The organism is Thalassobaculum sp., from assembly GCF_040219615.1.
Classification (GTDB): domain Bacteria; phylum Pseudomonadota; class Alphaproteobacteria; order Thalassobaculales; family Thalassobaculaceae; genus Thalassobaculum_A.
On the sequence record NZ_JAVJSE010000010.1, the window covers coordinates 283,230 to 302,792 of the forward strand.

The 19,563-nt window shown below is 72.2% G+C and carries 22 protein-coding genes and 1 other RNA gene; 10 read left to right on the forward strand and 13 right to left on the reverse strand.

What is annotated here, in order from left to right:
* Positions 1 to 149 precede the first annotated feature (149 nt).
* Positions 150 to 707: a hypothetical protein gene (locus RIC31_RS06070; RefSeq protein WP_350104258.1), complete on the reverse strand. Its 558-nt coding sequence runs from the start codon at positions 705 to 707 to the stop codon at positions 150 to 152.
* A gap of 147 nt (positions 708 to 854) precedes the next feature.
* Between RIC31_RS06070 and RIC31_RS06075 the strand changes: the two genes are divergently transcribed.
* The gene (locus RIC31_RS06075; RefSeq protein ID WP_350104260.1) at positions 855 to 1,913 is read left to right on the forward strand and encodes a 2OG-Fe(II) oxygenase family protein; all 1,059 of its coding nucleotides are present in this window, start codon (positions 855 to 857) and stop codon (positions 1,911 to 1,913) included.
* 196 nt (positions 1,914 to 2,109) lie between these two features.
* On the opposite strand, the gene RIC31_RS06080 is transcribed toward RIC31_RS06075, so the two are convergent.
* The 5 genes from RIC31_RS06080 to RIC31_RS06100 form a co-directional block, all read right to left on the reverse strand.
* Entirely contained in the window at positions 2,110 to 2,499 is a 390-nt protein-coding gene (locus RIC31_RS06080; RefSeq protein WP_350104263.1) for a RidA family protein, read from the reverse strand.
* 83 nt (positions 2,500 to 2,582) lie between these two features.
* On the reverse strand, positions 2,583 to 3,230 hold the full coding sequence (locus RIC31_RS06085; RefSeq protein ID WP_350104266.1) for a glutathione S-transferase family protein: 648 nt from the start codon (positions 3,228 to 3,230) through the stop codon (positions 2,583 to 2,585).
* 51 nt (positions 3,231 to 3,281) lie between these two features.
* Positions 3,282 to 3,908 carry a hypothetical protein gene (locus RIC31_RS06090; RefSeq protein ID WP_350104268.1) on the reverse strand — a complete coding sequence of 209 codons (627 nt, stop codon included), beginning with the start codon at positions 3,906 to 3,908 and terminating at the stop codon, positions 3,282 to 3,284.
* 59 nt (positions 3,909 to 3,967) lie between these two features.
* Positions 3,968 to 4,897, reverse strand: coding sequence for a glycosyltransferase family 9 protein (locus tag RIC31_RS06095; protein WP_350104270.1), 930 nt, complete (start codon positions 4,895 to 4,897; stop codon positions 3,968 to 3,970).
* Between the two features lie 49 nt (positions 4,898 to 4,946).
* Complete coding sequence (locus RIC31_RS06100) at positions 4,947 to 6,209, reverse strand: glycosyltransferase family 4 protein (protein ID WP_350104272.1); 1,263 nt, start codon at positions 6,207 to 6,209, stop codon at positions 4,947 to 4,949.
* 47 nt (positions 6,210 to 6,256) lie between these two features.
* Here RIC31_RS06100 and RIC31_RS06105 point away from each other — a divergent pair, with 47 nt between their 5' ends.
* Positions 6,257 to 7,039 carry an alpha/beta hydrolase gene (locus RIC31_RS06105; protein WP_350104275.1) on the forward strand — a complete coding sequence of 261 codons (783 nt, stop codon included), beginning with the start codon at positions 6,257 to 6,259 and terminating at the stop codon, positions 7,037 to 7,039.
* A 13-nt stretch (positions 7,040 to 7,052) separates the two neighbouring features.
* Here the strand turns inward: RIC31_RS06105 and RIC31_RS06110 are convergent, their stop codons facing one another.
* From RIC31_RS06110 to RIC31_RS06120, 3 genes are all read right to left on the reverse strand, one after another.
* Positions 7,053 to 7,790 carry a sensor histidine kinase gene (locus tag RIC31_RS06110; RefSeq protein WP_350104277.1) on the reverse strand — a complete coding sequence of 246 codons (738 nt, stop codon included), beginning with the start codon at positions 7,788 to 7,790 and terminating at the stop codon, positions 7,053 to 7,055.
* A gap of 127 nt (positions 7,791 to 7,917) precedes the next feature.
* Positions 7,918 to 8,586, reverse strand: a complete 669-nt coding sequence (locus tag RIC31_RS06115; protein WP_350104279.1) for a glutathione S-transferase family protein — start codon at positions 8,584 to 8,586, stop codon at positions 7,918 to 7,920.
* 270 nt (positions 8,587 to 8,856) lie between these two features.
* Positions 8,857 to 10,302, reverse strand: coding sequence for a helix-turn-helix domain-containing protein (locus tag RIC31_RS06120; protein WP_350104282.1), 1,446 nt, complete (start codon positions 10,300 to 10,302; stop codon positions 8,857 to 8,859).
* A 253-nt stretch (positions 10,303 to 10,555) separates the two neighbouring features.
* Here RIC31_RS06120 and aceA point away from each other — a divergent pair, with 253 nt between their 5' ends.
* On the forward strand, positions 10,556 to 11,854 hold the full coding sequence (gene aceA / locus RIC31_RS06125; protein WP_350104285.1) for an isocitrate lyase: 1,299 nt from the start codon (positions 10,556 to 10,558) through the stop codon (positions 11,852 to 11,854).
* Positions 11,855 to 11,897: 43 nt separating this feature from the next.
* Positions 11,898 to 12,098, forward strand: coding sequence for a DUF4170 domain-containing protein (locus tag RIC31_RS06130; RefSeq protein WP_350104287.1), 201 nt, complete (start codon positions 11,898 to 11,900; stop codon positions 12,096 to 12,098).
* 79 nt (positions 12,099 to 12,177) lie between these two features.
* Here RIC31_RS06130 and RIC31_RS06135 read toward each other — a convergent pair whose 3' ends face one another.
* On the reverse strand, positions 12,178 to 12,927 hold the full coding sequence (locus tag RIC31_RS06135) for a sulfite exporter TauE/SafE family protein (protein WP_350104289.1): 750 nt from the start codon (positions 12,925 to 12,927) through the stop codon (positions 12,178 to 12,180).
* Positions 12,928 to 12,931: 4 nt separating this feature from the next.
* Positions 12,932 to 13,495, reverse strand: a complete 564-nt coding sequence (locus RIC31_RS06140) for a GNAT family N-acetyltransferase (protein ID WP_350104291.1) — start codon at positions 13,493 to 13,495, stop codon at positions 12,932 to 12,934.
* 224 nt (positions 13,496 to 13,719) lie between these two features.
* Here RIC31_RS06140 and RIC31_RS06145 point away from each other — a divergent pair, with 224 nt between their 5' ends.
* Positions 13,720 to 14,664: a PfkB family carbohydrate kinase gene (locus RIC31_RS06145; protein WP_350104293.1), complete on the forward strand. Its 945-nt coding sequence runs from the start codon at positions 13,720 to 13,722 to the stop codon at positions 14,662 to 14,664.
* 6 nt (positions 14,665 to 14,670) lie between these two features.
* Here RIC31_RS06145 and RIC31_RS06150 read toward each other — a convergent pair whose 3' ends face one another.
* Entirely contained in the window at positions 14,671 to 15,309 is a 639-nt protein-coding gene (locus tag RIC31_RS06150) for a glutathione S-transferase family protein (protein ID WP_350104295.1), read from the reverse strand.
* A gap of 276 nt (positions 15,310 to 15,585) precedes the next feature.
* Positions 15,586 to 16,209: a bifunctional 4-hydroxy-2-oxoglutarate aldolase/2-dehydro-3-deoxy-phosphogluconate aldolase gene (gene eda / locus RIC31_RS06155; RefSeq protein ID WP_350104297.1), complete on the reverse strand. Its 624-nt coding sequence runs from the start codon at positions 16,207 to 16,209 to the stop codon at positions 15,586 to 15,588.
* Positions 16,210 to 16,312: 103 nt separating this feature from the next.
* Between eda and ffs the strand changes: the two genes are divergently transcribed.
* The 5 genes from ffs (at position 16,313) to rpmH (ending at position 19,554) form a co-directional block, all read left to right on the forward strand.
* An RNA gene (ffs, locus tag RIC31_RS06160) (signal recognition particle sRNA small type) lies at positions 16,313 to 16,409 on the forward strand.
* A gap of 86 nt (positions 16,410 to 16,495) precedes the next feature.
* Complete coding sequence (locus tag RIC31_RS06165) at positions 16,496 to 18,358, forward strand: DNA polymerase III subunit gamma/tau (RefSeq protein WP_350104299.1); 1,863 nt, start codon at positions 16,496 to 16,498, stop codon at positions 18,356 to 18,358.
* Between the two features lie 7 nt (positions 18,359 to 18,365).
* Positions 18,366 to 18,689 carry a YbaB/EbfC family nucleoid-associated protein gene (locus tag RIC31_RS06170; RefSeq protein ID WP_350104301.1) on the forward strand — a complete coding sequence of 108 codons (324 nt, stop codon included), beginning with the start codon at positions 18,366 to 18,368 and terminating at the stop codon, positions 18,687 to 18,689.
* A 14-nt stretch (positions 18,690 to 18,703) separates the two neighbouring features.
* On the forward strand, positions 18,704 to 19,297 hold the full coding sequence (gene recR, locus RIC31_RS06175) for a recombination mediator RecR (protein ID WP_350104303.1): 594 nt from the start codon (positions 18,704 to 18,706) through the stop codon (positions 19,295 to 19,297).
* A 122-nt stretch (positions 19,298 to 19,419) separates the two neighbouring features.
* Entirely contained in the window at positions 19,420 to 19,554 is a 135-nt protein-coding gene (gene rpmH / locus RIC31_RS06180; RefSeq protein WP_350104306.1) for a 50S ribosomal protein L34, read from the forward strand.
* Positions 19,555 to 19,563: the final 9 nt, after the last annotated feature.

A 19,563-nucleotide genomic window follows, 5' to 3' on the forward strand; every position in this document is an offset into this window, starting at 1 on the left:
TCAGACGCTGAACGTCCGAGACGGCCGGCTAGTCAGCTCGCGCGAGCGGCGCATCGGTTCGCCTGCGATAATCATGGTGCGGCGTTACTTAACGCGGTGGGGCCGCGGTCGCAAGGGCAGCGTGGCTCTCGGCCGCCGGCCGGCCCCGCTCACTCCTTGATCTGCGCCGCCCCGGCCATCATCGCCAGCCCGCCCGGGCCCGGGGTGCCGCGGGTATTGACGATGACCCGGCAGCCCTGGGCCGCCGGGCAGGCCCGCGTGCGATAGAAGCTCTGGATCCCGCCGTCCTCGGTGCGCTTGAAGTGCTCCTGCTCGAAGCCCGCGGCGGCGGCGCCGAAGCGTTCCCGGACCGCCGCCTCGACCGCCCCGGTGTCGCCCAGCGCCGAGAGCACCAGGCAGCCGCCGGCCTCGCGGACCACCATCACGACCTGCATGTCCGGCTGCGGGTTCCAGACGCTGCCTTCCATGCCGTGCAGCCAGACCTCGGCGAGCGGCGACTCGACCGGGGTCATGCCGGCGGTGTCGACCGGCTTTCCGGCATGGGCCGCCGGCATGCAGCGGGTCAGGAAGGTGTCCAGGAACAGCCGGGTGTGCGCGGCCTTTTCGGCATCGGGCTGCTGCGCCGACGCCGGCACGGCCGGCACCGCGGCCAGCACAAGCGCGGCCGGCAGCAGCGCGCGGAACACCGCAGTCCCGATTCCCCTCATGCCCATCGCGCACCTGCCCGCCTCGTCATCCCGACACCTTACCCCAGCGCCATCCGGGCTCAACCCCGGCGTCGGATCTCCGGCTTTGAGGCTTGCATCGCACGGCGGCTCGGGGCTCACTGCCGGCTCCGGAACGACGAGGCTGCCGTGACCGTCCAGACCCAGCCCGCCATCGCGAAGCCCGAGCCGGGCGACATCGCCCCGCGCCTCAAGCTGCGACGGCCGTCGGGCGCCGATTTCGACCTGTTCTCCGACGACCAGTCCGGGCGCTTCCATGTCCTGGTGTTCGCGTGGTCGCTGGCCGGGCCGAAGGCCGGGGCGGTCGTGCAGTCCTTCGCCGCGGCCCGCGACACTCTGGATGAGACCAGGGTGCAACTCCACCTGGTGCTGCCTGCGGCCGAAGCCGACCGCGGCACGGCGGCGGCCTTCCCGGTTCTCGCGGACGCCGACGGGTCGGCGCTGCGCCTGATGCATGGCGGCGTCCCCGGCGACGATGCATGCGTGCTGGCGGTGGCGCCGAACGGCCACGTGCTGCTGCGCCTCGACCCGGGCGCCGACGGCGATCCGGCGGCGGCGGTGCTGGAGCGCGTCCGGCCGCTCGCCGAGAAGCGCAAGGCGGCGGGGGTGCCCTCGATCCATGCACCGGTGCTGGTGGTGCCGGACGTGCTCAGCCCCGAGGACTGCCGCAGGCTGATCGGCATCTACGCCATGCAGGGCCAGGAATTCGTGGAGCCCGGCCACAACCAGCTGCAGGGCCGGACCACGGACTGCAAGATGCGGATCCCGGAATACGGCCGCAACGACCGCATCGACCACTGGGTGTGCGCGCCGCAGACCAACAACTTCATCGACAGCCGGCTGGTGCCGCGGCTGATGCCGGAGATCCAGAAGGCCTTCAACTACCAGGTCACCCGGCACGAGCGCTACCGCATCGCCTGCTATGAGGGCTACCGCGGCGGCTCGCAGCACGGCCACCGCGACAACACGCTGCCGTTCGTGGCGCACCGCCGGTTCGCGGTCACCGTCAACCTGAACGCGGACGAATACGAGGGTGCCGAGCTGCGGTTCCCGGAGTTCTCCGAGGCCGCCTACAAGACCCCGACCGGCTCGGCCATCGTGTTCTCCTGCTCGCTGCTGCACGAGGTGATGGCCATGCGCGCCGGCCGCCGGTTCGCCCTGCTGGCCTTCCTGTTCGGCCAGACCTGAGGGAGCTAGCCCGTCACTTCCTGGGTTCCGGATCGTCCGCGCCGGGGCGGCGCGCCCGTCCGGAATGACGATGGAAGGAGAGACGATCGGCGGGGCCTCCCCCTTGTCGTCATTCCGGACGGACACGCCGGAGGCGGGGCCGATCCGGAACCGACCCGCCACCGCATCAATCCCGAGCGGGCGGCCGCCAGCTGCCTTACTTCGCCGCCACCACCTCGATCTCGACCTTCCAGGACGGGTCGACCAGGCCCGAGACGTAGACCAGGGTGCTGGCGACCTTGCGGTCCCCGAGGAATTCGCCGCGGGCCTGCCGCAGGGCGTCGAGGTCGGCGCGGTCGATCAGGAAGATCCGCATGTGGACGATGTCCCCGGCCGCCATCCCGCCGGCCTCCAGCAGGGCGCCGATATTGGCGAGCGACTGCCGGCACTGCCCCAGCGCATCCGCCGCGACGCTGCCGTCGGGCCTCAGGCCGACCTGTCCGGACAGGTGCAGCCAGCGGGTCGTGCCTGCGCTGGCGATGCCGTGGGTGTAGTTCGGGACGCCGAGGACCCCGACGGTCGCCGGATCGAGCGTTGCGTGCGGCATGGGACACTCCCTGGGAAAGGATCGCTTCGGCGACGATCCGAGCAAGCCGCCGGCACGCGGTCAACCGCGGTCGCGCGACCGGATCAGAATTCCAGCCGGCCGAACAGGTGGTCGAACGGCAGCATGACGTGCGCACGGTAGGCCGGGCGTTCCTGCAGGCGGCGGTACCAGTCCTCGACGTTGGGTACCGCCGGCCGCTCGACCGCGACGCCGAAGTAGCGGAACAGGTTGGTGCCGGCCGGGATGTCCGCCAGGCCGAAGCGGTCGCCGCCGAGCCAGGGCCGCTCGGCCAGCGCCCGGTCGAGCTGCCGCATGTGACGGGCGCAGGCCGCCACCTTGGACGCCACGGCCACGCTGTCGCGCTGCGCCTCGGGGGTCCGGTAGAAGCCCCAGAACACGCCGGTCAGGAAGTCCGGCTGCAGGGTCGTCGCCGACCAGTCGATCCAGCGGTCGGCCTGCGACCGCGCGGCCGCGTCGGCGGGCCAGAAGTCGCCGCCGCCGTAGGTTGCCGCCAGGTAGCGCAGGATGGCATGGGACTCCCAGACCACCACCTTGCCGTCCTCGATCACCGGCACCTTGCCGTGCGGGTTCATCGCCCGGAACGCCGGATCGTCGAGCCCGCCATGGGAGCCGCCGGCCGGGATGTGCTCGTGCTCGAGCCCCAGTTCGCCGACCAGCCACATCACCTTCTGGACGTTGAACGAATCCCGCCGTCCCCAGATTTTCAGCATCCCCGACTCCCGGAACGTCGCCGACCGACGCCAGTTCGGCCGCGCCTGCGGTCACCCTAGCATCGCCGGGGCCGACGGGGAGAGCCCGGCATCCGCCTCGGCCCGGGCGGCCTCCAGCAGCAGGTCCCGGGTCCGGTCGTTGCGGCTCGCCGAGATCCCGGTCCGCCGGCATTCCCGGGCGGCGGTCGCAAAGTCGCGCCGGCCGAGACCGTGCTCGCGGAACCGGGGAAACCGCCGGTAGAGACCGCGCGCACCCAGATTGAAGGCCATGTCCAGCACCGCGAGCTGGGCGGCAGGCGGATAGGAGTCGAAGCCGCCGCCGACCGACCGGAAGGCGTCCCGGGTGTATCCGAGGATGGCGTTGAAATCCCGCTCGTACAGGGCCAGGACCGAAGCCTCCGGCAATCGCAGGTCGGTCAGGCCCCGGAACGCGCCGGCACCTCGGGTCGCGAGCCGGCGCGCCCGCCGGACCGCGGCATGACCCGCCACGATGTCGGCGGCGGCGGCCGGTCGCCCGGCGCGGCCTGCGACGAAGGGCAGTTCCGCCGCCTCGTCGGCGTCGCCGAGCAGGTGACCGATCCCGACGGTCACGTTGCCGCGGGTGTCGAGGTACATCCAGGGGATGTTGCCCTCGTTCTCCTCGGCCAGCAGCAGGTAGTCCAGATGGGTGATCGGCATCGCACGCTCCCGGACATGGAGCGGCCTGTTTTATCCGATCGATAGGAATATGTAAATTCCTATTTCATGAGATCCGTCACGGCCCCGATCACCGGCCCGGCCGGCAGGTCGGCCAGCGCTTCCGCGAACAGCTCGCGGACCGCCGCGCCGCGCGGCGCCGTCTTGGCCGGGTCGGAGGCGACCGAGAACAGCGCCACCGTCGGGCAGCCGGCGAGCGCCGCCAGGTGGGTCGGGCCGGTGTCGTTGCCGACCGCCACCGACGCCCTGCGGGCCAGCGCCGCCAGCTGGCCGAGGTCGGTGCGGCCGGTCAGGTCCAGCGTCGCGGGCTCGACCGCGGCGATCGCCCGGGCCTCGGCGGCCTCGGCCGGCCCGCCGACCACCACCGGGGTTACGCCCTGCGCCGCCAGGTGTGCCGCCAGCGCGCCGTAGCGGTCGGCCGGCCAGCGCTTGCCCGGGCGCTCGGGCGACGAGCCGGGGATCAGCAGCGCGAACCGTGCCGGCAGTCCGAAGCCGGCGAGATCGCCGTCCAGGAAACCCAGGTCCGGCAGCGGCACCTCGGCGATCCCGGCGACCGCCAGCTGGGCGCGCTGGCGGTCGATCGCATGCAGTCGGTGGTCGGCCGGATAGACGTGGCGGTGGCTGGCCCCGTCGACCTTGCCGGACCATTCGGGCGTCCGGTCGCGCCGGAATAATCGGAAATATCCAGCCGTCCGGTCCGAGGTCTGCAGGTCGTAGACCCGGGCGAAGCCGGCGGCCCGCAGCCTTGCGCGCCAGCGCAGCCAGGCGACCGGGCTCCAGCGCGGCGCCGGGTCGATCCAGACCTCCTGGAACAGCCCGGTCGCCTCCCCCAGCCCGCGATAGGCCGGCCGGGTCAGCAGCACCAGGTCGGCGTCAGGATGATGGCGGCGGATCGCCTGCATCGGCCCGAGCGCCATCAGGAAGTCGCCGAGCGCGCCGAGCTTGATCACCAGGATGCGGGGACGGGGCATTCCACCGGGACGGGACATTCCACTCGACGGCGCAGGCTTCGGAAACGGGTCAGACGGCGGCGGCCGCACCGTCGTCGGCACGCGCCGCCGGCCCGTCCAGCAACTCGCTATACACCGCCAGCGTCCGCGCGCACATCTGATAGCGCGAGAAGTGCTCGCGGACATGGCCGACCGCCCGTTCGGACAGCCGTCGCCGGCCGTCACCGTCGAGGGTCAGGGCGGCCCGGATGCCGTCGGCCAGCGCCCCCGGGTCGCCCGGCTTCACCAGCCAGCCGGTCTCGCCGGGCAGCACGGTCTCGCGCGCCCCGCCGTGGTCGGCGGCGACGATCGGCCGGCCCATGGCCTGGGCCTCGATCATCACCCGGCCGAACGGCTCCGGGTCGAGGCTGGCGGACACCACCACGTCGGCCAGCTTGTAGGCCGCCGGCATGTCGTCGCAGCGGCCCACGAAGTGGATGTGCGGGGTCAGCCCGAGCTTGGCGATCCTCGGCTCCAGCGCCGCCTTGACGCTGCGCCGCCCCTCGTCCTCGCCGACCATCAGGCAGTGGCAGGAGCCGCGCTCGAGCCGGGCCAGGGCGTCGACCAGCAGGCCGTGGCCCTTCCACTGGGTGACCCGGGCCGGCAGCATCACCACCGGCACGCCGTCCGGGATCCGCCAGCGGTCGGACAGCCGGATCAGCCGCTCGGCGGTGACCTTGTCCGGGTCGAACAGCGACAGGTCGACCCCGCGCGGGATCACCCGCAGGCGGGCCGGATCGAGCCCGTACTCGTTCAGCAGGCGGTCGGCGACGTAGTGCGAGATCGCGATCACCCGGTCGCCGCGCACCATCACCGAGTTGTACAGCCGCTTGGCGGCGTTGGCCGCCGCCGGGCGCTGGTGGAAGGTGGTCACGAACGGCACCCGGTTGCGCCGGGCGGCCCGCCAGGCCAGCCATGCCGGCATGCGCGACCGGGCATGCACCAGGTCGACGCCCTCCTGCCAGATCAGGTCGACCAGGGCATCGAAGGTCGAGCGCCACAGCAGCGGGTTCTTGGCGTGCACCGGCAGGGCGATGTGCCGGGCGCCGACTCGCTCCAGCTCATGCACCATCGGGCCGCCGCGCGACACCACCAGCGCCCGCCAGCCGGCCTCGACCAGGGCACGCGCCACATCGACGGTGCCGCGCTCGACACCGCCCGACACCAGGGCCGGGAGGACCTGCAGCACCGTCGGCGCCCCCCTCACGGTGGTCCGGCGGAACGCTTCGTAATCCTCGATGATCCTGATAGAGTCCGGCGCGGTCGTCGCACCCAGATCGAGCGGCTGGTTCACCGGCCCTTCCAACCATCGATGGTCCATGTCCGGGAGACCCTAGCACAATGACGGATGCCTCGCAGCCGGCGTCGCCGGAGGCCCCCGCCCCCGACCAACTTACGACAGCCGACGGCCAGGTCCTGGCCTATCACCGCAGTCCGGGACGCTCGCCCGGCGTGGTGTTCCTCGGCGGATACGCCTCGGACATGACCGGTACCAAGGCGACCGCGCTGGAGGCCCATGTCCGGGCGCGCGGCCACGCCTTCCTGCGCTTCGACTACCGTGGCCACGGCCAGTCGTCGAGCCAATTCGAGGACGGCACCATCGGCCGCTGGCGCGACGACGCCCTGGCCGCGATCGACACCCTGACCGAAGGCCCGCAGGTGCTGGTCGGCTCGTCGATGGGCGGCTGGATCGCGCTGCTGGTCGCGGTCGCCCGGCCGGACCGGGTCGCCGGCCTGGTCGGCATCGCCGCGGCGCCGGACTTCACCGAGGACCTGATGTGGGCGGAGTTCGACGAGGCCCAGCGCGCCGCCCTGGCCGCCGACCGCATCCTGCGGCTGCCCTCGGAGTATTCCGACGAGCCGAGCATCGTGACCATGGACCTGATCGAGGACGGCCGGAACCACCTGCTGCTGCGGGCGCCGGTACCGATCCGGGTGCCGGTCCGGCTGCTGCAGGGCATGCGCGACCCCGACGTGCCGTACCGCCTGGCGCTGACCCTGGCCGACCGGATCGAGGGCGACGACGTGCAGGTCACCCTGATCAAGGACGGCGACCACCGGCTGTCGACCGACCGCGACCTGGCGATCCTGGCCGCCGCCGTGGACGGGCTGCTGAAAGGGTGAGGCCTCGCGGCGGTCAGCCGCCGCCGGGCAGCGGCAGGCGGATGATCGCACAGGTGCCCTTGCCCCGGGCCGACCGCAGCTCCAGCGATCCGCCGAGCGCCTCGACCTGGCGGCGCACCACCGCCAGCCCCATGCCGCTGCCGGTGTCGCCGTGCACGCCGAGCGTCGAGACCGCCCCGGCCCAGCCCGGCGCCATTGCCCGGGCGACCTCCTCCGGGTCCATGCCGACGCCGGTGTCGGAGATCACCAGCACCGCCACATTCTCGCTCGGCTCGGTGCGCGCGGCGACCGTGACCCGACCGCCGCGCGGCGTGAACTTGATGGCGTTGACCACCAGGTTGTTGACCGCCGAGGTCAGCGCCTCGGCCTCGACCTGGATCTCGGGCAGCGTGTCCGGCAGGTCGAGAACCAGGCTCACCCCTCGCTCCTCGGCCATCGGCCCGAACAGGCCGACGATGTCGGCCAGGACCCGGCCCACCGGCGACGTCGCGACCGACCGGGCGGCGGGATCCTCCAGCAGCAGGCGGTCGCACAGCTGCAGCATGCGCAGCGCGGCACCGTGGGCGAGGTCGGCATATTCGGGATACCTCTCGCCCGGCAGCGGGCCGAAGCGCTGGTCGCGGAAGATCTCGGCGATCGCCGTCAGGGCGTTCAGGGGATTGCGCAGCTCATGGGCGATCTCCCGGAGCTGGGCCGCCGCCTCCCGGGAAAGCCGCCGATCGCTTTCGGCCGAAGCGAGGTCGCTTCTCATCATCTCACTCGTCCCTCACGCTCCTGGCCGACGGTAGGGCTAACTGGTTACCGAAGCCTTAATGCCGTGACGCCGCGAACGTTCCGACCAACCGCTCCGGATCCGAAGCACGAACCGTGCCGACGCGTCAGAAGTCCAGGTCGGCGTAGTGCTTGGCGGGGCGCAGGCCGGAGACGTGGTCGGCCAGAAGCGGCCGGAAGCTGGGCCGGGACTTGACCCGGGCATACCAGTCCTTGGCCTCGGCGTTGCGGTCCCAGGGCACGTCGCCGAGATAGTCGACGCAGGACAGGTGGGCGGCCGCCGCCACGTCGGCCAGCGAGAACCGGTCGCCGGCCAGCCAGGTCCGCCGCTCCGCCAGCCAGCCGATGTAGTCCAGGTGGATCACGATGTTGGCATGGCCGGCCCGGATCGCCTCGCTCGACGGCTCGCCGATGCCGAGGAAGCGCTTCAGCACCTTCTCGCCGACCAGCAGGTCGGTGACCTCGCGGTCGAACTTGCGGTCGAACCAGGCGACCAGCCGGCGGATCTCGGCGCGCTCGGCGGCGTCGCCCTGCAGCAGCGCCGGCTCCGGGCAGGTCTCCTCGAGATACTCGGCGATCGGCCCGGCGCCGGCGACGGTGGTGCCGTCGTCCTCGACCAGCACCGGCACCTCGCCGGCCGGGTTGATCGCCAGGAAGTCCTCGCGGCGGTCCCAGATCGGCTCGGCGCGCAGATGCGCCTCCATCCGCTTCTCGCCGAGGACGAGGCGGACCAGACGCGACTGCGGCGAGAGGGCGAGGTGAAAGAGCGTGCGCATGCCGTCGTTTGACACGGGCGGGGAGGTTCAGGCTAGCAGTATCGGCGGCGGCGGAACAGCGCGCAGCGGTCGCAGTCGGGCGGCGGGCAGGTTCCGGATCGATCGCGCTGCGGCGCGCTCGTCCGGAATGACGAGGGAAAGGGCAAGGACGTCGCGCCGACGTCAGAAGCAAATCCGCCGCATTCCCCCGATGTCGTCATTCCGGAGCGGACCGCCGCAGGCGGGATGCATCCGGAACCCACGGAGCGACAAGCGACGGTCATTCGAGCCCTACCGCACGAAGTCGAAGGGCTGGGCCCGCCGCAGGGCCTGGTCGACGCGGATCCGGTGGTTGACCGGCGGGTGGGCGCGCTGGGTGCAGTCCAGGCGCTCGCAGACCCGGCAGCTGACTCCGGCCGGGGTGAAGGCCTCTGGCTTCTTCGGGTCGACGCCGTCGCCGTAGGCCAGGTGGCGGGCGTCCTTCAGCTCGCAGCCGAGTGCGATCGAGTAGCGCGGCTGCAGCCGGTCGCGGCCGCCGCCGATCGGGTCGAGGGTCCGGGCCATGATCAGGAAGGTGGTGTCGTCGGGCAGCCGGGCGACCTGCGTGAGCAGCTGGCCCGGGCTGCGGAACACGTCGTGCACCACCAGCCGCGGGCAGGTGCCGCCGAACCGCGCGAACTGGAAGCCGCCACCCGACAGCCGCTTGGAGATGTTGCCGGCGTTGTCGACCCGCAGGAAGAAGAACGGCACGCCGCGTGCGCCCGGGCGCTGCATGGCGGTCAGCCGGTGGCAGACCTGCTCGACGCTGGCGCCGAACCGCCGGCGCAGCAGCTCGATGTCGTAGCGCAGGTCCTTGGCGGCCTGCAGGAAGGTCGCGTAGGGCATCATGACGGCCCCGGCGAAATAGTTGGCGAGCGTCATGCGGAACAGGCCGCGCGCCTCGTCGTTCGGCAGCTCGACCCGCTCGACCAGGCGGTCGAGCCGCTCGCGGTGGCCGATCAGGGCGAGTTGGACCGCCAGGTGGAAGATCCGCGCCGACGGCAGCAGGGTCTCGGAGATCAGGATGCGGCGGCGGTGGTAGTCCCAGCGCCTGAGCGTGTCGGCCATCACCTCGACCGGCATCACCCGCACGTCGATGCCGTGGGCGGCCTTCACATGGGCGCGCAGCCCGGCGAACAGCGCGTCGCGGTCGAGGCCGGCGTCCTCCCACAGCTCCTCGGCGGCCCGCTCCAGGTCGTCGAAGTGGTTGGCCTCGGCCTCCAGCACGTCGCGCACCGCCTCGACCGGGCTGTCCGGCGGCAGCGGGCCGTCGCCGGTGCCGTCGCCGCCGGCCTCGTGGGCCAGCACCTGGGCATTCTCCCAGATCCGGCGATAGGCCCGGTACAGGGTCAGCACGCCCTGGGCGGCCGCCGGCGCGGCCGCCACCAGCTCGCGCATCTCGCGGTCGGACACCCCCTGGCCTTCGAACAGCGGATCGCCGAACACCTCGGACAGGCCGGCCGCCAGCCGCTGGTCGTCGTCCTCGGCGAATTCCTTGAGGTCGATCTCGAAGGCGTTGCCGAGCTTGAACAGCAGCGGCACCGTGACCGGGCGCTGGTTGTGCTCGATCAGGTTCAGGTAGCTCGGCGAGATGCCGATCTGCGCCGCCATCTCGGTCTGGCTCAGCCCCTGGTCGATCCGAAACCGGCGGATCTTGTGGCCGAGCATGGCCTTGCGGTCCAACCGTTCGCCTGCCATGCGCGGACCTCTCCGTCACCGTCGGCGGGGCGCCGCGGCATCCTCCCGGCACTCTAGCCAAGGAGTGTCGCAAACGCGAAGAATTTTACAATCGTTACAAATTACTAAATGTGATTTTTTCTGCTGAGACAGTGTTACTCGTTTTCATGCAATAGGTTATGGCCCGCCCCGGTCTTTGGTGAATATATGGCGGTCATGTTGCGGCGCAACAGTCGCTGTGCACCGCCGAACCGATACCGAGGAGGACCACGCGATGACCCAGGAATTCGAAGACCGTACCCGAACCAAGCCGGGCCGCTTCGCCGGCATCCGTCGCGACTACACGATGGAGGATGTCCGCCGGCTGTCCGGCTCGCTCCGCATCGAGCACACGCTGGCCCGCCGCGGCGCCGAGCGGCTGTGGGAACTGCTGAACACCGAGCCCTACGTCAACACCCTGGGCGCGGTGACCGGCAACCAGGCCATGCAGCAGGTCCGGGCCGGGCTGAAGGCGATCTACCTGTCCGGCTGGCAGGTCGCGGCCGACGCCAACGTCGCCGGTTCCATGTACCCGGACCAGAGCCTGTACCCGGCCAACTCCGGCCCCGAGCTGGTGCGCCGCATCAACAACACCCTGGCCCGCGCCGACCAGATCCAGACCATGGAAGGCAAGGGTTCGACCGACTGGTTCGCCCCGATCGTGGCCGACTGCGAGGCCGGCTTCGGCGGCGTGCTGAACGCCTTCGAGCTCGCCAAGGCCTACATCGAGGCCGGTGCCGCCGGCATCCACTACGAGGACCAGCTGGCGTCCGAGAAGAAGTGCGGCCACATGGGCGGCAAGGTGCTGATCCCGGTGCAGCAGCACGTCAACACCCTGAACGCCGCGCGCCTGGCGGCCGACGTCATGGGCGTTCCGACCCTGGTGGTCGCGCGGACCGACGCCGAGAGCGCCAAGCTGATCACCACCGACGTCGACGAGCGCGACCGGCCGTTCCTGACCGGCGAGCGCACCGCCGAGGGCTTCTACCGCCTGAAGGACGGCAACAGCTTCGAGCGCTGCGTGGTCCGCGGCCTGGCCTACGCGCCGTATTCCGACCTGCTGTGGATGGAGACCTCGACCCCGAACCTGGACCAGGCCAAGCGCTTCGCCGAGGCGATCCGCAAGGAGTTCCCGGACCAGATGCTGGCCTACAACTGCTCGCCGTCGTTCAACTGGTCGGCCAACCTGGACAAGGACGACATCGCCCGGTTCCAGCGCGAGATCGGCGCCATGGGCTACAAGTTCCAGTTCGTTACCCTGGCCGGCTTCCACAGCCTGAACCACGGCATGTTCGAGCTGGCCCGCGGCTACCGCGAGCGCGGCATGGCCGCCTACTCGGAGCTGCAGAACGCCGAGTTCGCGTCCGAGGCCAACGGCTACACCGCCACCCGCCACCAGCGCGAGGTCGGCACCGGCTACTTCGACGCGGTGTCGGTGGCGATCAAGGGCGCGGACGCCTCGACCACCGCGCTGCACGACTCGACGGAAGAGGCGCAGTTCCAGCCGGCGGCGCTGACCGCGGCGGCTGAATGACACGGCCCCACCAAGACGGCCCGAGCTGAGAGGAGGAACGGACATGCCTGAGCGTTACTGGGTGATCGGCGGCGAGTACGAATCGACCGCCTTCGACAAGCTGGTGGACGGCACCGAGCAGATCCTCGGCCCCTACCGCGACCCCGACACGGCCAAGCGCGCCTGGGAGCATATCGCGGTCGAGACCCGCAGCGTCTGCACCGCCCGCTACACGATCGTCCGGGAGGGGTCGGCCGCGGCCTGACCCTATCCCTTTCCCGCGACGGTCGCAGGGCCGGGCCCTCCTCCTCACGCTCGGAGGGCCCGGCCTTTTTTTCTGTCCGTCAGCCCAGCGTCGCCCTGATGATCGCCACCAGCGCCATCACGGCCAGCAGGGCGAGCGCCGCCCGCTTCACGCTGGTCTCGTCGGCGGTGCCGTAGAGCCGGCGGCCGAGATACACCGCCCCCTCGACCAGCGGCGCCAGCACCAGGCAGTGCAGCAGCACGTCGGCGGTGACCAGCCCGTAGGCGGTCATGGTGACGAGCGCGATCAGGTCGACCGCCAGGAACACCGCCACCGCGGTCGCCCGCAGGGTGGCGGCCGGCAGCGGCGACGAGAGATACAGCAGGATGACCGGCGGGCCGGGGATGCCGGCGGCCCCGGACATCAGCCCCATGGTCACGCCGGTCGCCAGCTTCAGCCCGGTGCCGGGCACCCGCCGCAGCCCGATGCCGGCGGCGATCGCCAGCGTGGCGGCCAGCACCGCGACGCCGATCGCCAGCCGCATGGCGTCCTCGCTGAACCCGGCGAGCGCCAGGGCGCCGATCGGGATCGCCGGCAGCGCGCCGGCCAGCATCAGGAGGCAGCCCCGGCGGTCGACGTCCCGGTGGACATGGGGCAGCATCCGCAGGCTGGCGAAGATGTCGAGCACCACCGAGATCGGCACGATCTCGGCCGGCGCCGCCAGCACCGAGACGGTGGTCACCAGGATCAGCGCGAAGCCGAAGCCGGTGTAGCCGCGCACCACGCCGGCGACCAGCGAGGCCGCGGCGGCGAGCGCCCAGACCTCCGCGGGCCAGCCGAGCAGGTCCACTCGGTCAGCCGACGCGCAGGCGCCGGTGGGTCACGACGGCATCACCGTCGGCGTCGCCGCCGCGATGACACCTCCACGGCAGGACCCGCAGGATCGCCTCGCGCGGCAGCGAGTCGAGCGCCCCCCCGGCCAGTTCCTTGACCTGCAGGTGGCCGGCGGTGATCGGCCCCGGCATGGCGAGGCCGCGGGCCGCCGCCGGCTCGAAGCCGTAGGGCCGGTAGTAGGACGGGTCGCCCGACACCAGGCACAGCCGCCAGCCACGGTCGCGCGCCACCGACAGGCCGTGCCCGACCAGCGCCCGGCCGAGGCCCTGGCCGCGCCGCTCCGGGGTCACCGCCAGCGGACCGAGCAGCAGGGCCGGCCGGTCGAGGCCGACCATCACCGGCCAGAACCGCAGGGTCGCCAGCGGCTGGTCGCTCTCCGGGTCGGCGGCGATGAAGCCGAGGGTCGGGGCGCCGAGCCGCAGCCGGTAGACCGTGCGGCCGCGCCGGTCCGGGCCGAAGCCCATGTCGTTGAGGGATTCGATGGCGGCGCCGTCGGACGGCAGCTCGGAGCGGATCTGGAACATCTTGAACACCTGGCCGGAGAGGGTAGGACAAAACCCGCTCCGGCAGGGCCGGGCGGGATCAGACGAAGGCGCGTCGTCGCGCGGCCCCACGGATCGTTCCGGGGGGCGAGGTTCGTCGTCGCAGCTGATCTCGGCTCGTCGGGACCATGGCCCTTGGGCGTCCTCTGATACAGTGGCGGAACAGGTAATCGAAACCGCCCCCCCGCGCCAGAGGAAATCCACGCATGGCGGACACCACCACGACGCAGGGCGGCCGCCGCGCGGCAGCCGCGAAGCCTCCCTATGTGCAGTGCATCGGAGCCGCCACCCTCGACACCGTGCTGCGGGTGCCGGCGATCCCGCCGCACGGCAAGGTGCTGGCCGACGCCTGCGCGGTGTTCGGCGCCGGCATGGCGTCGGCCGCGGCCGCCTCGATCGCCCGGCTCGGCGGCCGGGCCGGGATCTGGGCTCGGATCGGCGACGACGAGGCCGGCGGGCGCTGGCGTGCCGACCTGGCCGGCGAGGGGGTCGACGTCTCGGCCGTCCGGGTCGTGCCCGGGCGCCGCACCGCGATCTCGACCATCGTCGTCGACGCCGCCGGCGAGCGGCTGATCGTGCCGTTCTACGACCCGGAGCTGTCGCGCGACCCGTCCTGGCTGCCGCTGGCGTCGCTGGCCGGCGCCGGGGCGGTGCTGGTCGACACCCGCTGGCCGGAGGGCGCCGCCGCCGCCCTGGACGCCGCCCGCGCCGCCGGCGTGCCGGCGATCCTGGACGCCGACACCGCCGACCCTGATGTGCTGCGCGACCTGGCGGCCCGCGCCGACCACGTGGTGTGCTCGGAGCCCGGGCTGGCGCTGCTGGAGCCGTCCGGCGACCTGGCCGCGCTGGCGGACCGGCTGCCGGCGGCGCGGGTGCTGGCGGTGACCCTGGGCGCCGACGGCGTGCGCTGGATCGCCGACCGCGTTTCCGGCGTCCTGCCCGGCTTCCCCGTGGTGGCGGTCGACACCCTGTCGGCCGGCGACGTGTTCCACGGCGCCTACGCCCTGGCGGTCGCCGAGGGACGGGGGATCCCCGACGCCATGCGGTTCGCCGCGGCCGCCGCGGCGATCAAGGTGACCCGGTTCGGCGGCCGGCTCGGCGCCCCGACCCGCGACGAGGTAGACGCGCTGCTGACCGGCGACGCCGGCTGACGCCGCTCAGCCGGCCTCGGCGGCCCGGTTGGCGAGTTCGGCGTCGGTCGCCTCGGCGCGCTGCAGGGCCGGCCGTGCCTCCAGCCGCTCGACATAGCGCGCGAAGGCGTCGACCGCCGGCAGCAGCTCGAACCGCATGGCCCAGCGCAGGGTCGCGCCGAGCACCAGGTCGGCCGCAGTGAACGGATCGCCGAACAGGTAGGGCCCTTCCTCGACCGCCGCCGCCAGGGTGCCGACCAGGGTCTCGAAGTCGCCGTAGCCGACCATCGCGCGCGGCGGCGCGTCGCGCTTCAGGGCGCGGTCGGTCATCGCCGGCTCAAGGCAGCTCGGCGAGAAGAACAGCCACTTCAGGTAAGGTCCGCGACGCCGGTCGCCGACCGGAAAACCCAGCCCGGCCTCCGGGAAGGCGTCGGCCAGATGGCAGCAGATCGCCGCCGCCTCGGTCACCGCGACACGGTCGTGCAGCAGGACCGGCACCTTGCCCATGGGGTTGAGCGCCAGGAACTCGGCGCTGCGGTTCTCGCCCCTGGACAGGTCGAGCAGCCGCAATTCGTAGGGATGCCCGACCTCCTCCAGCATCCAGTGGACCACCGACGAGCGCGACGGGATGGCATGGTACAGGACCAGTTCCGAACGGTCAGACATGCGACGCTCCAGTGCGCGACGGTTCCGTCCCGACGATTGTCCCGGGCCGCGACGGAGTCAAGAACGAATCGGGAACATTCAAGGATTCATCTGACCCGTTCGGATCGTACGCCCGTCGCTTCGCGAGTTCCGGATCCGTCCCGCCGTCGTCGGGCCGCTCCGGAATGACGACAGGGTAAGGAATCCTCCCCTTCGATTGTCGTCATTCCGGACGGACGCGCCGCCGTCGGCGCGGTCGAGCCGGAACCCACGAAGCGACGGGCGAGCAGCCCCTGCCTACACCTTCAGCGCCGCCGCCTGCCGGGCCAGATCCTCGATCCGCCCCCAGTCGCCCGCGTTGATCGCGTCGGTCGGGGCCGGGAAGCTGCCGCCGACGCACAGCACGTTGGCCAGCTTCAGGTAGGCCGGCGCGTCCTCGGCGCCGATGCCGCCGGTCGGGCAGAACGCGATGTCCGGCAGCACCGGGCGGATCTGGTCGAGAGCGTAGGTGCCGCCGGCCGCCTTGGCCGGGAAGAACTTGAGGGTGTCGAGCCCGGCCCTGCGCGCCGCCATCGCCTCGGACACGGTCTGGATGCCCGGCAGGTAGGCGAGGCCGGCGGCCGCCACCGGCGCCACCAGGTCCGGATCGAAGCCCGGCGACACCGCGAACACCGCCCCGGCCTCGACCGCCGGGCCGATCTGCCGGCGGTCCAGCAGGGTGCCGACGCCGACGATGCAGTCCGGTACCTGCGCGCGGATCGCCCGCACCGCGTCCAGGGCGGCCGGCGTGCGCATGGTCACCTCGATCACCCGGATGCCGCCGGCCAGCAGGGCGCGGGCGAGGCCGGGGCCGCGGGCCGCGTCGTCGACGGTGACCACCGGAATCACCGGCCCCGCGTTCAGGATGTCGCGGACGTTCATGGCGGATTCTCCCTCCGGGATGGCCTGCCGAAGCTAGGACCGCCGGCCGCGCGGCACAAGCCGCCCTTGCGCCGACCGGGGCCGACGTCCTATATCCCGCCTCGGAAGGTCGGCGCGGACGGGCTCCTCGCCAACCCGGTCAGGTCCGGAAGGAAGCAGCCGTAACGAGTTTCGGTCCGGGTCGCTGCCGGCCTTCCACCGGATCCCCCCCCCGATCCCCCGGCGGATCGGCCGCCGGTCGTGATCGTCGGTTTCACCCTCGCGCGCGGCGCCCTATGATCCCCGCATGAGCGACGCCGGAACGCCAGCAGACAGCCCCGCAGCCGAGTACCGTGTGCTGGCGCGCAAGTACCGCCCGCAGACCTTCGAGGACCTGGTCGGCCAGGAGACCCTGGTGCGGACGCTGCGCAACGCCTTCGCGCAGAACCGCATCCACCACGCCTTCGTGCTGACCGGGGTGCGCGGGGTCGGCAAGACCACCACCGCACGGATCGTCGCCAAGGGACTGAACTGCACCGGGCCGGACGGCAGCGGCGGCCCGACCATGACGCCCTGCGGGGTGTGCGAGAACTGCCGGGCGATCGCCGAGGACCGCCACGTCGACGTGCTGGAGATGGACGCCGCCTCGCGCACCGGCGTCGACGACGTCCGCGAGATCATCGAGAGCGTGCGCTACCGCCCGGTGTCGGCGCGCTACAAGGTCTACATCGTGGACGAGGTCCACATGCTGACCCGCAACGCCTTCAACGCGCTGCTGAAGACCCTCGAGGAACCGCCCGAGCACGTGAAGTTCATCTTCGCGACCACCGAGATCCGCAAGGTTCCGATCACCGTGCTGTCGCGCTGCCAGCGCTTCGACCTGCGCCGGATCGACGTCGCCGTGCTGACCGGGCTGTTCGAGCGGGTGTGCGCGGCCGAGGGGGTGGAGGCCGAGGCCGAGGCGCTGCGGATGATCGCGCGGGCGGCCGACGGCTCGGCCCGCGACGGGCTGTCGATCCTCGACCAGGCGATGGCACTGGCGACCGGACCGGTCACCGCCGCCCAGGTCCGCGACATGCTGGGCCTGGTCGACCGCGAGCGGGTCTACGACCTGTTCGAGGCGGTCATGGCCGGCCGCATCCCGGACGCCCTGGACGTGCTGCGGATGCTGTATGACGGCGGCGCCGACCCGGTGGTGGTGATCCAGGACCTGATGGAGCTGACCCACGCGGTCACCCGGATGAAGGCGGCCCCGAAGGCGGCCGGCGCCAACGACCTGGGCGAGGCCGAGCGCGACCGCGGCCGCAGGCTCGCCGAGACCCTGGCCGTCCCGGCGCTGACCCGGTCCTGGCAGATGCTGTCAAAGGGGCTGGGCGAGGTGCAGAACGCCACCGCCCCGGTCGCCGCCGCCGAGATGGTGCTGATTCGCCTCGGCTATGCCGCCGAGCTGCCGGACCCGGCCGACCTGATCCGCCTGCTGACCGACGGCTCGGGCGCGGTCGCCGGCGGATCGGCTGCACAGTCCGGTTCCGGCCAGGCCGCCGCCGCGCCGGTCGCCTCGGCTGTCCCGCCCCGGCCCGGCGCGCCCGAGCCGGCCCCGGTCGGCCCGCCACCTGTCGATCCCGACGAGCCGCCGGCCTATGTCACCGACGGCCCGCCGCCGGACGGCGTCGACGAGGAGCAGCCGCCGGCGATGCCGGCAACCTTCCGCGAGATGGTCGAGCTGTTCCACGCCCGCGGCGAGCCGGTGCTGTCGGCGCAGCTCGCCGGCTCGGTGCATTGCGTGTCCTATGCGCCCGGCCGGGTCGACCTGCGCCCGCAGGCCGGCGCCGACCCGCGGCTGACCGCGCAGCTTTCAGCCCATCTCGGACGCTGGACCGGGCAGAGCTGGGACATCCGGATCTCGCGCGACGCGGGCGAGCCGACCCTGCGCGAGCAGGCCGGCATGGCCAGGGCCGAGCGGTTCGCGCGGGTCGCCGAGCATCCGGTGGTATCCCGGGTGCTGGATCTGTTCCCGGGCGCGCGGATCGAGGAGATCACGGCGCCGCCGCCGGCCGACCCGGTCGGCGAGGCGGACGAGGACGAGGCGATGGACGACGCCGACACGGTCGTGCTCGACGACGAGGGCTCCGGCGGCGGGCATCCCGAAAGCAAGGCAAACCAGGCGTGAGGCAGTCATGAAGAACCTCGGCCAGCTCATGAAGCAGGCTCAGGAGATGCAGTCCAAGGTCCAGGAGATGCAGGAGCGCCTGGCCGGGCTGGAGGTCACCGGCAGGTCCGGCGGCGGCATGGTCGAGGTCGTGCTGTCCGGCAAGGGCGAGGCCCGCAAGGTCAGCATCGACCGGGCGCTGGTCGACCCGGCCGAGGTCGAGGTGCTGGAGGACCTGCTGGTGGCGGCGATCAACGACGCCCGCGCCAAGGCCGACGCCCAGTCCGCCGAGGAGATGCAGAAGCTGACCGGCGGCATCAGCCTGCCGCCCGGCTTCAAGCTGCCGTTCTGAGCGGGAGCTGCCCGGTGTCCGGCGGCGAACTCGACCGTGCGATGCAGTATCTGGCCAAGCTGCCGGGGCTGGGCCCCCGGTCGGCCCGGCGTGCCATCCTGCACCTGATGAAGCGGCGGGAGTCGCTGATGATCCCGCTGGCCGAGGCCCTGGCCGAGGCGGCCCGGGCGGTGCGGCCGTGCTCGACCTGCGGCAACCTCGACACCGTCGACCCGTGCACGATCTGCACCGATCCGCGGCGCGAGCCGCACACGCTCTGCGTGGTCGAGGACGTTGCCGACGTCTGGGCGCTGGAGCGGGCGGCGGCGTTCGGCGGGCGCTACCATGTGATCGGCGGCGTGCTGTCGGCGCTGGACGGGATCGGCCCCGAGGACCTGAGCGTCGACGGACTGGTGGCGCGGGCCTCGGACCCGGCGATCACCGAGGTGATCCTGGCGATGAACGCCACGGTCGACGGCCAGACCACGGCGCACTACGTCGCCGACCGCCTGGCGCCGACCGGCGTGCGGGTGTCCCGACTGGCCCATGGCGTGCCGGTCGGCGGCGAGCTGGACTATCTGGACGACGGCACGCTGGCGCAGGCGCTGCGGGCCCGGCAGGCCGTGTAGGGCCGGGGTTTCCGGCCACCGATTCCCCGGGGGATTCCCAGGGCGTTGACTTGCCCGGTTGCAGCCGATATACACGCGCCCTCGCCGAAATATGGCACGTCGACGTGTGACGGAGACTTCCCGTGAAGCGCACCTATCAACCGAGCGTCCTGGTCCGCAAGCGTCGGCACGGCTTTCGTTCGCGCATGGCTACCGTCGGTGGCCGCCGCGTGATCGCTACCCGCCGCGCCAAGGGCCGCAAGCGCCTCTCCGCGTAGTACCGTTCG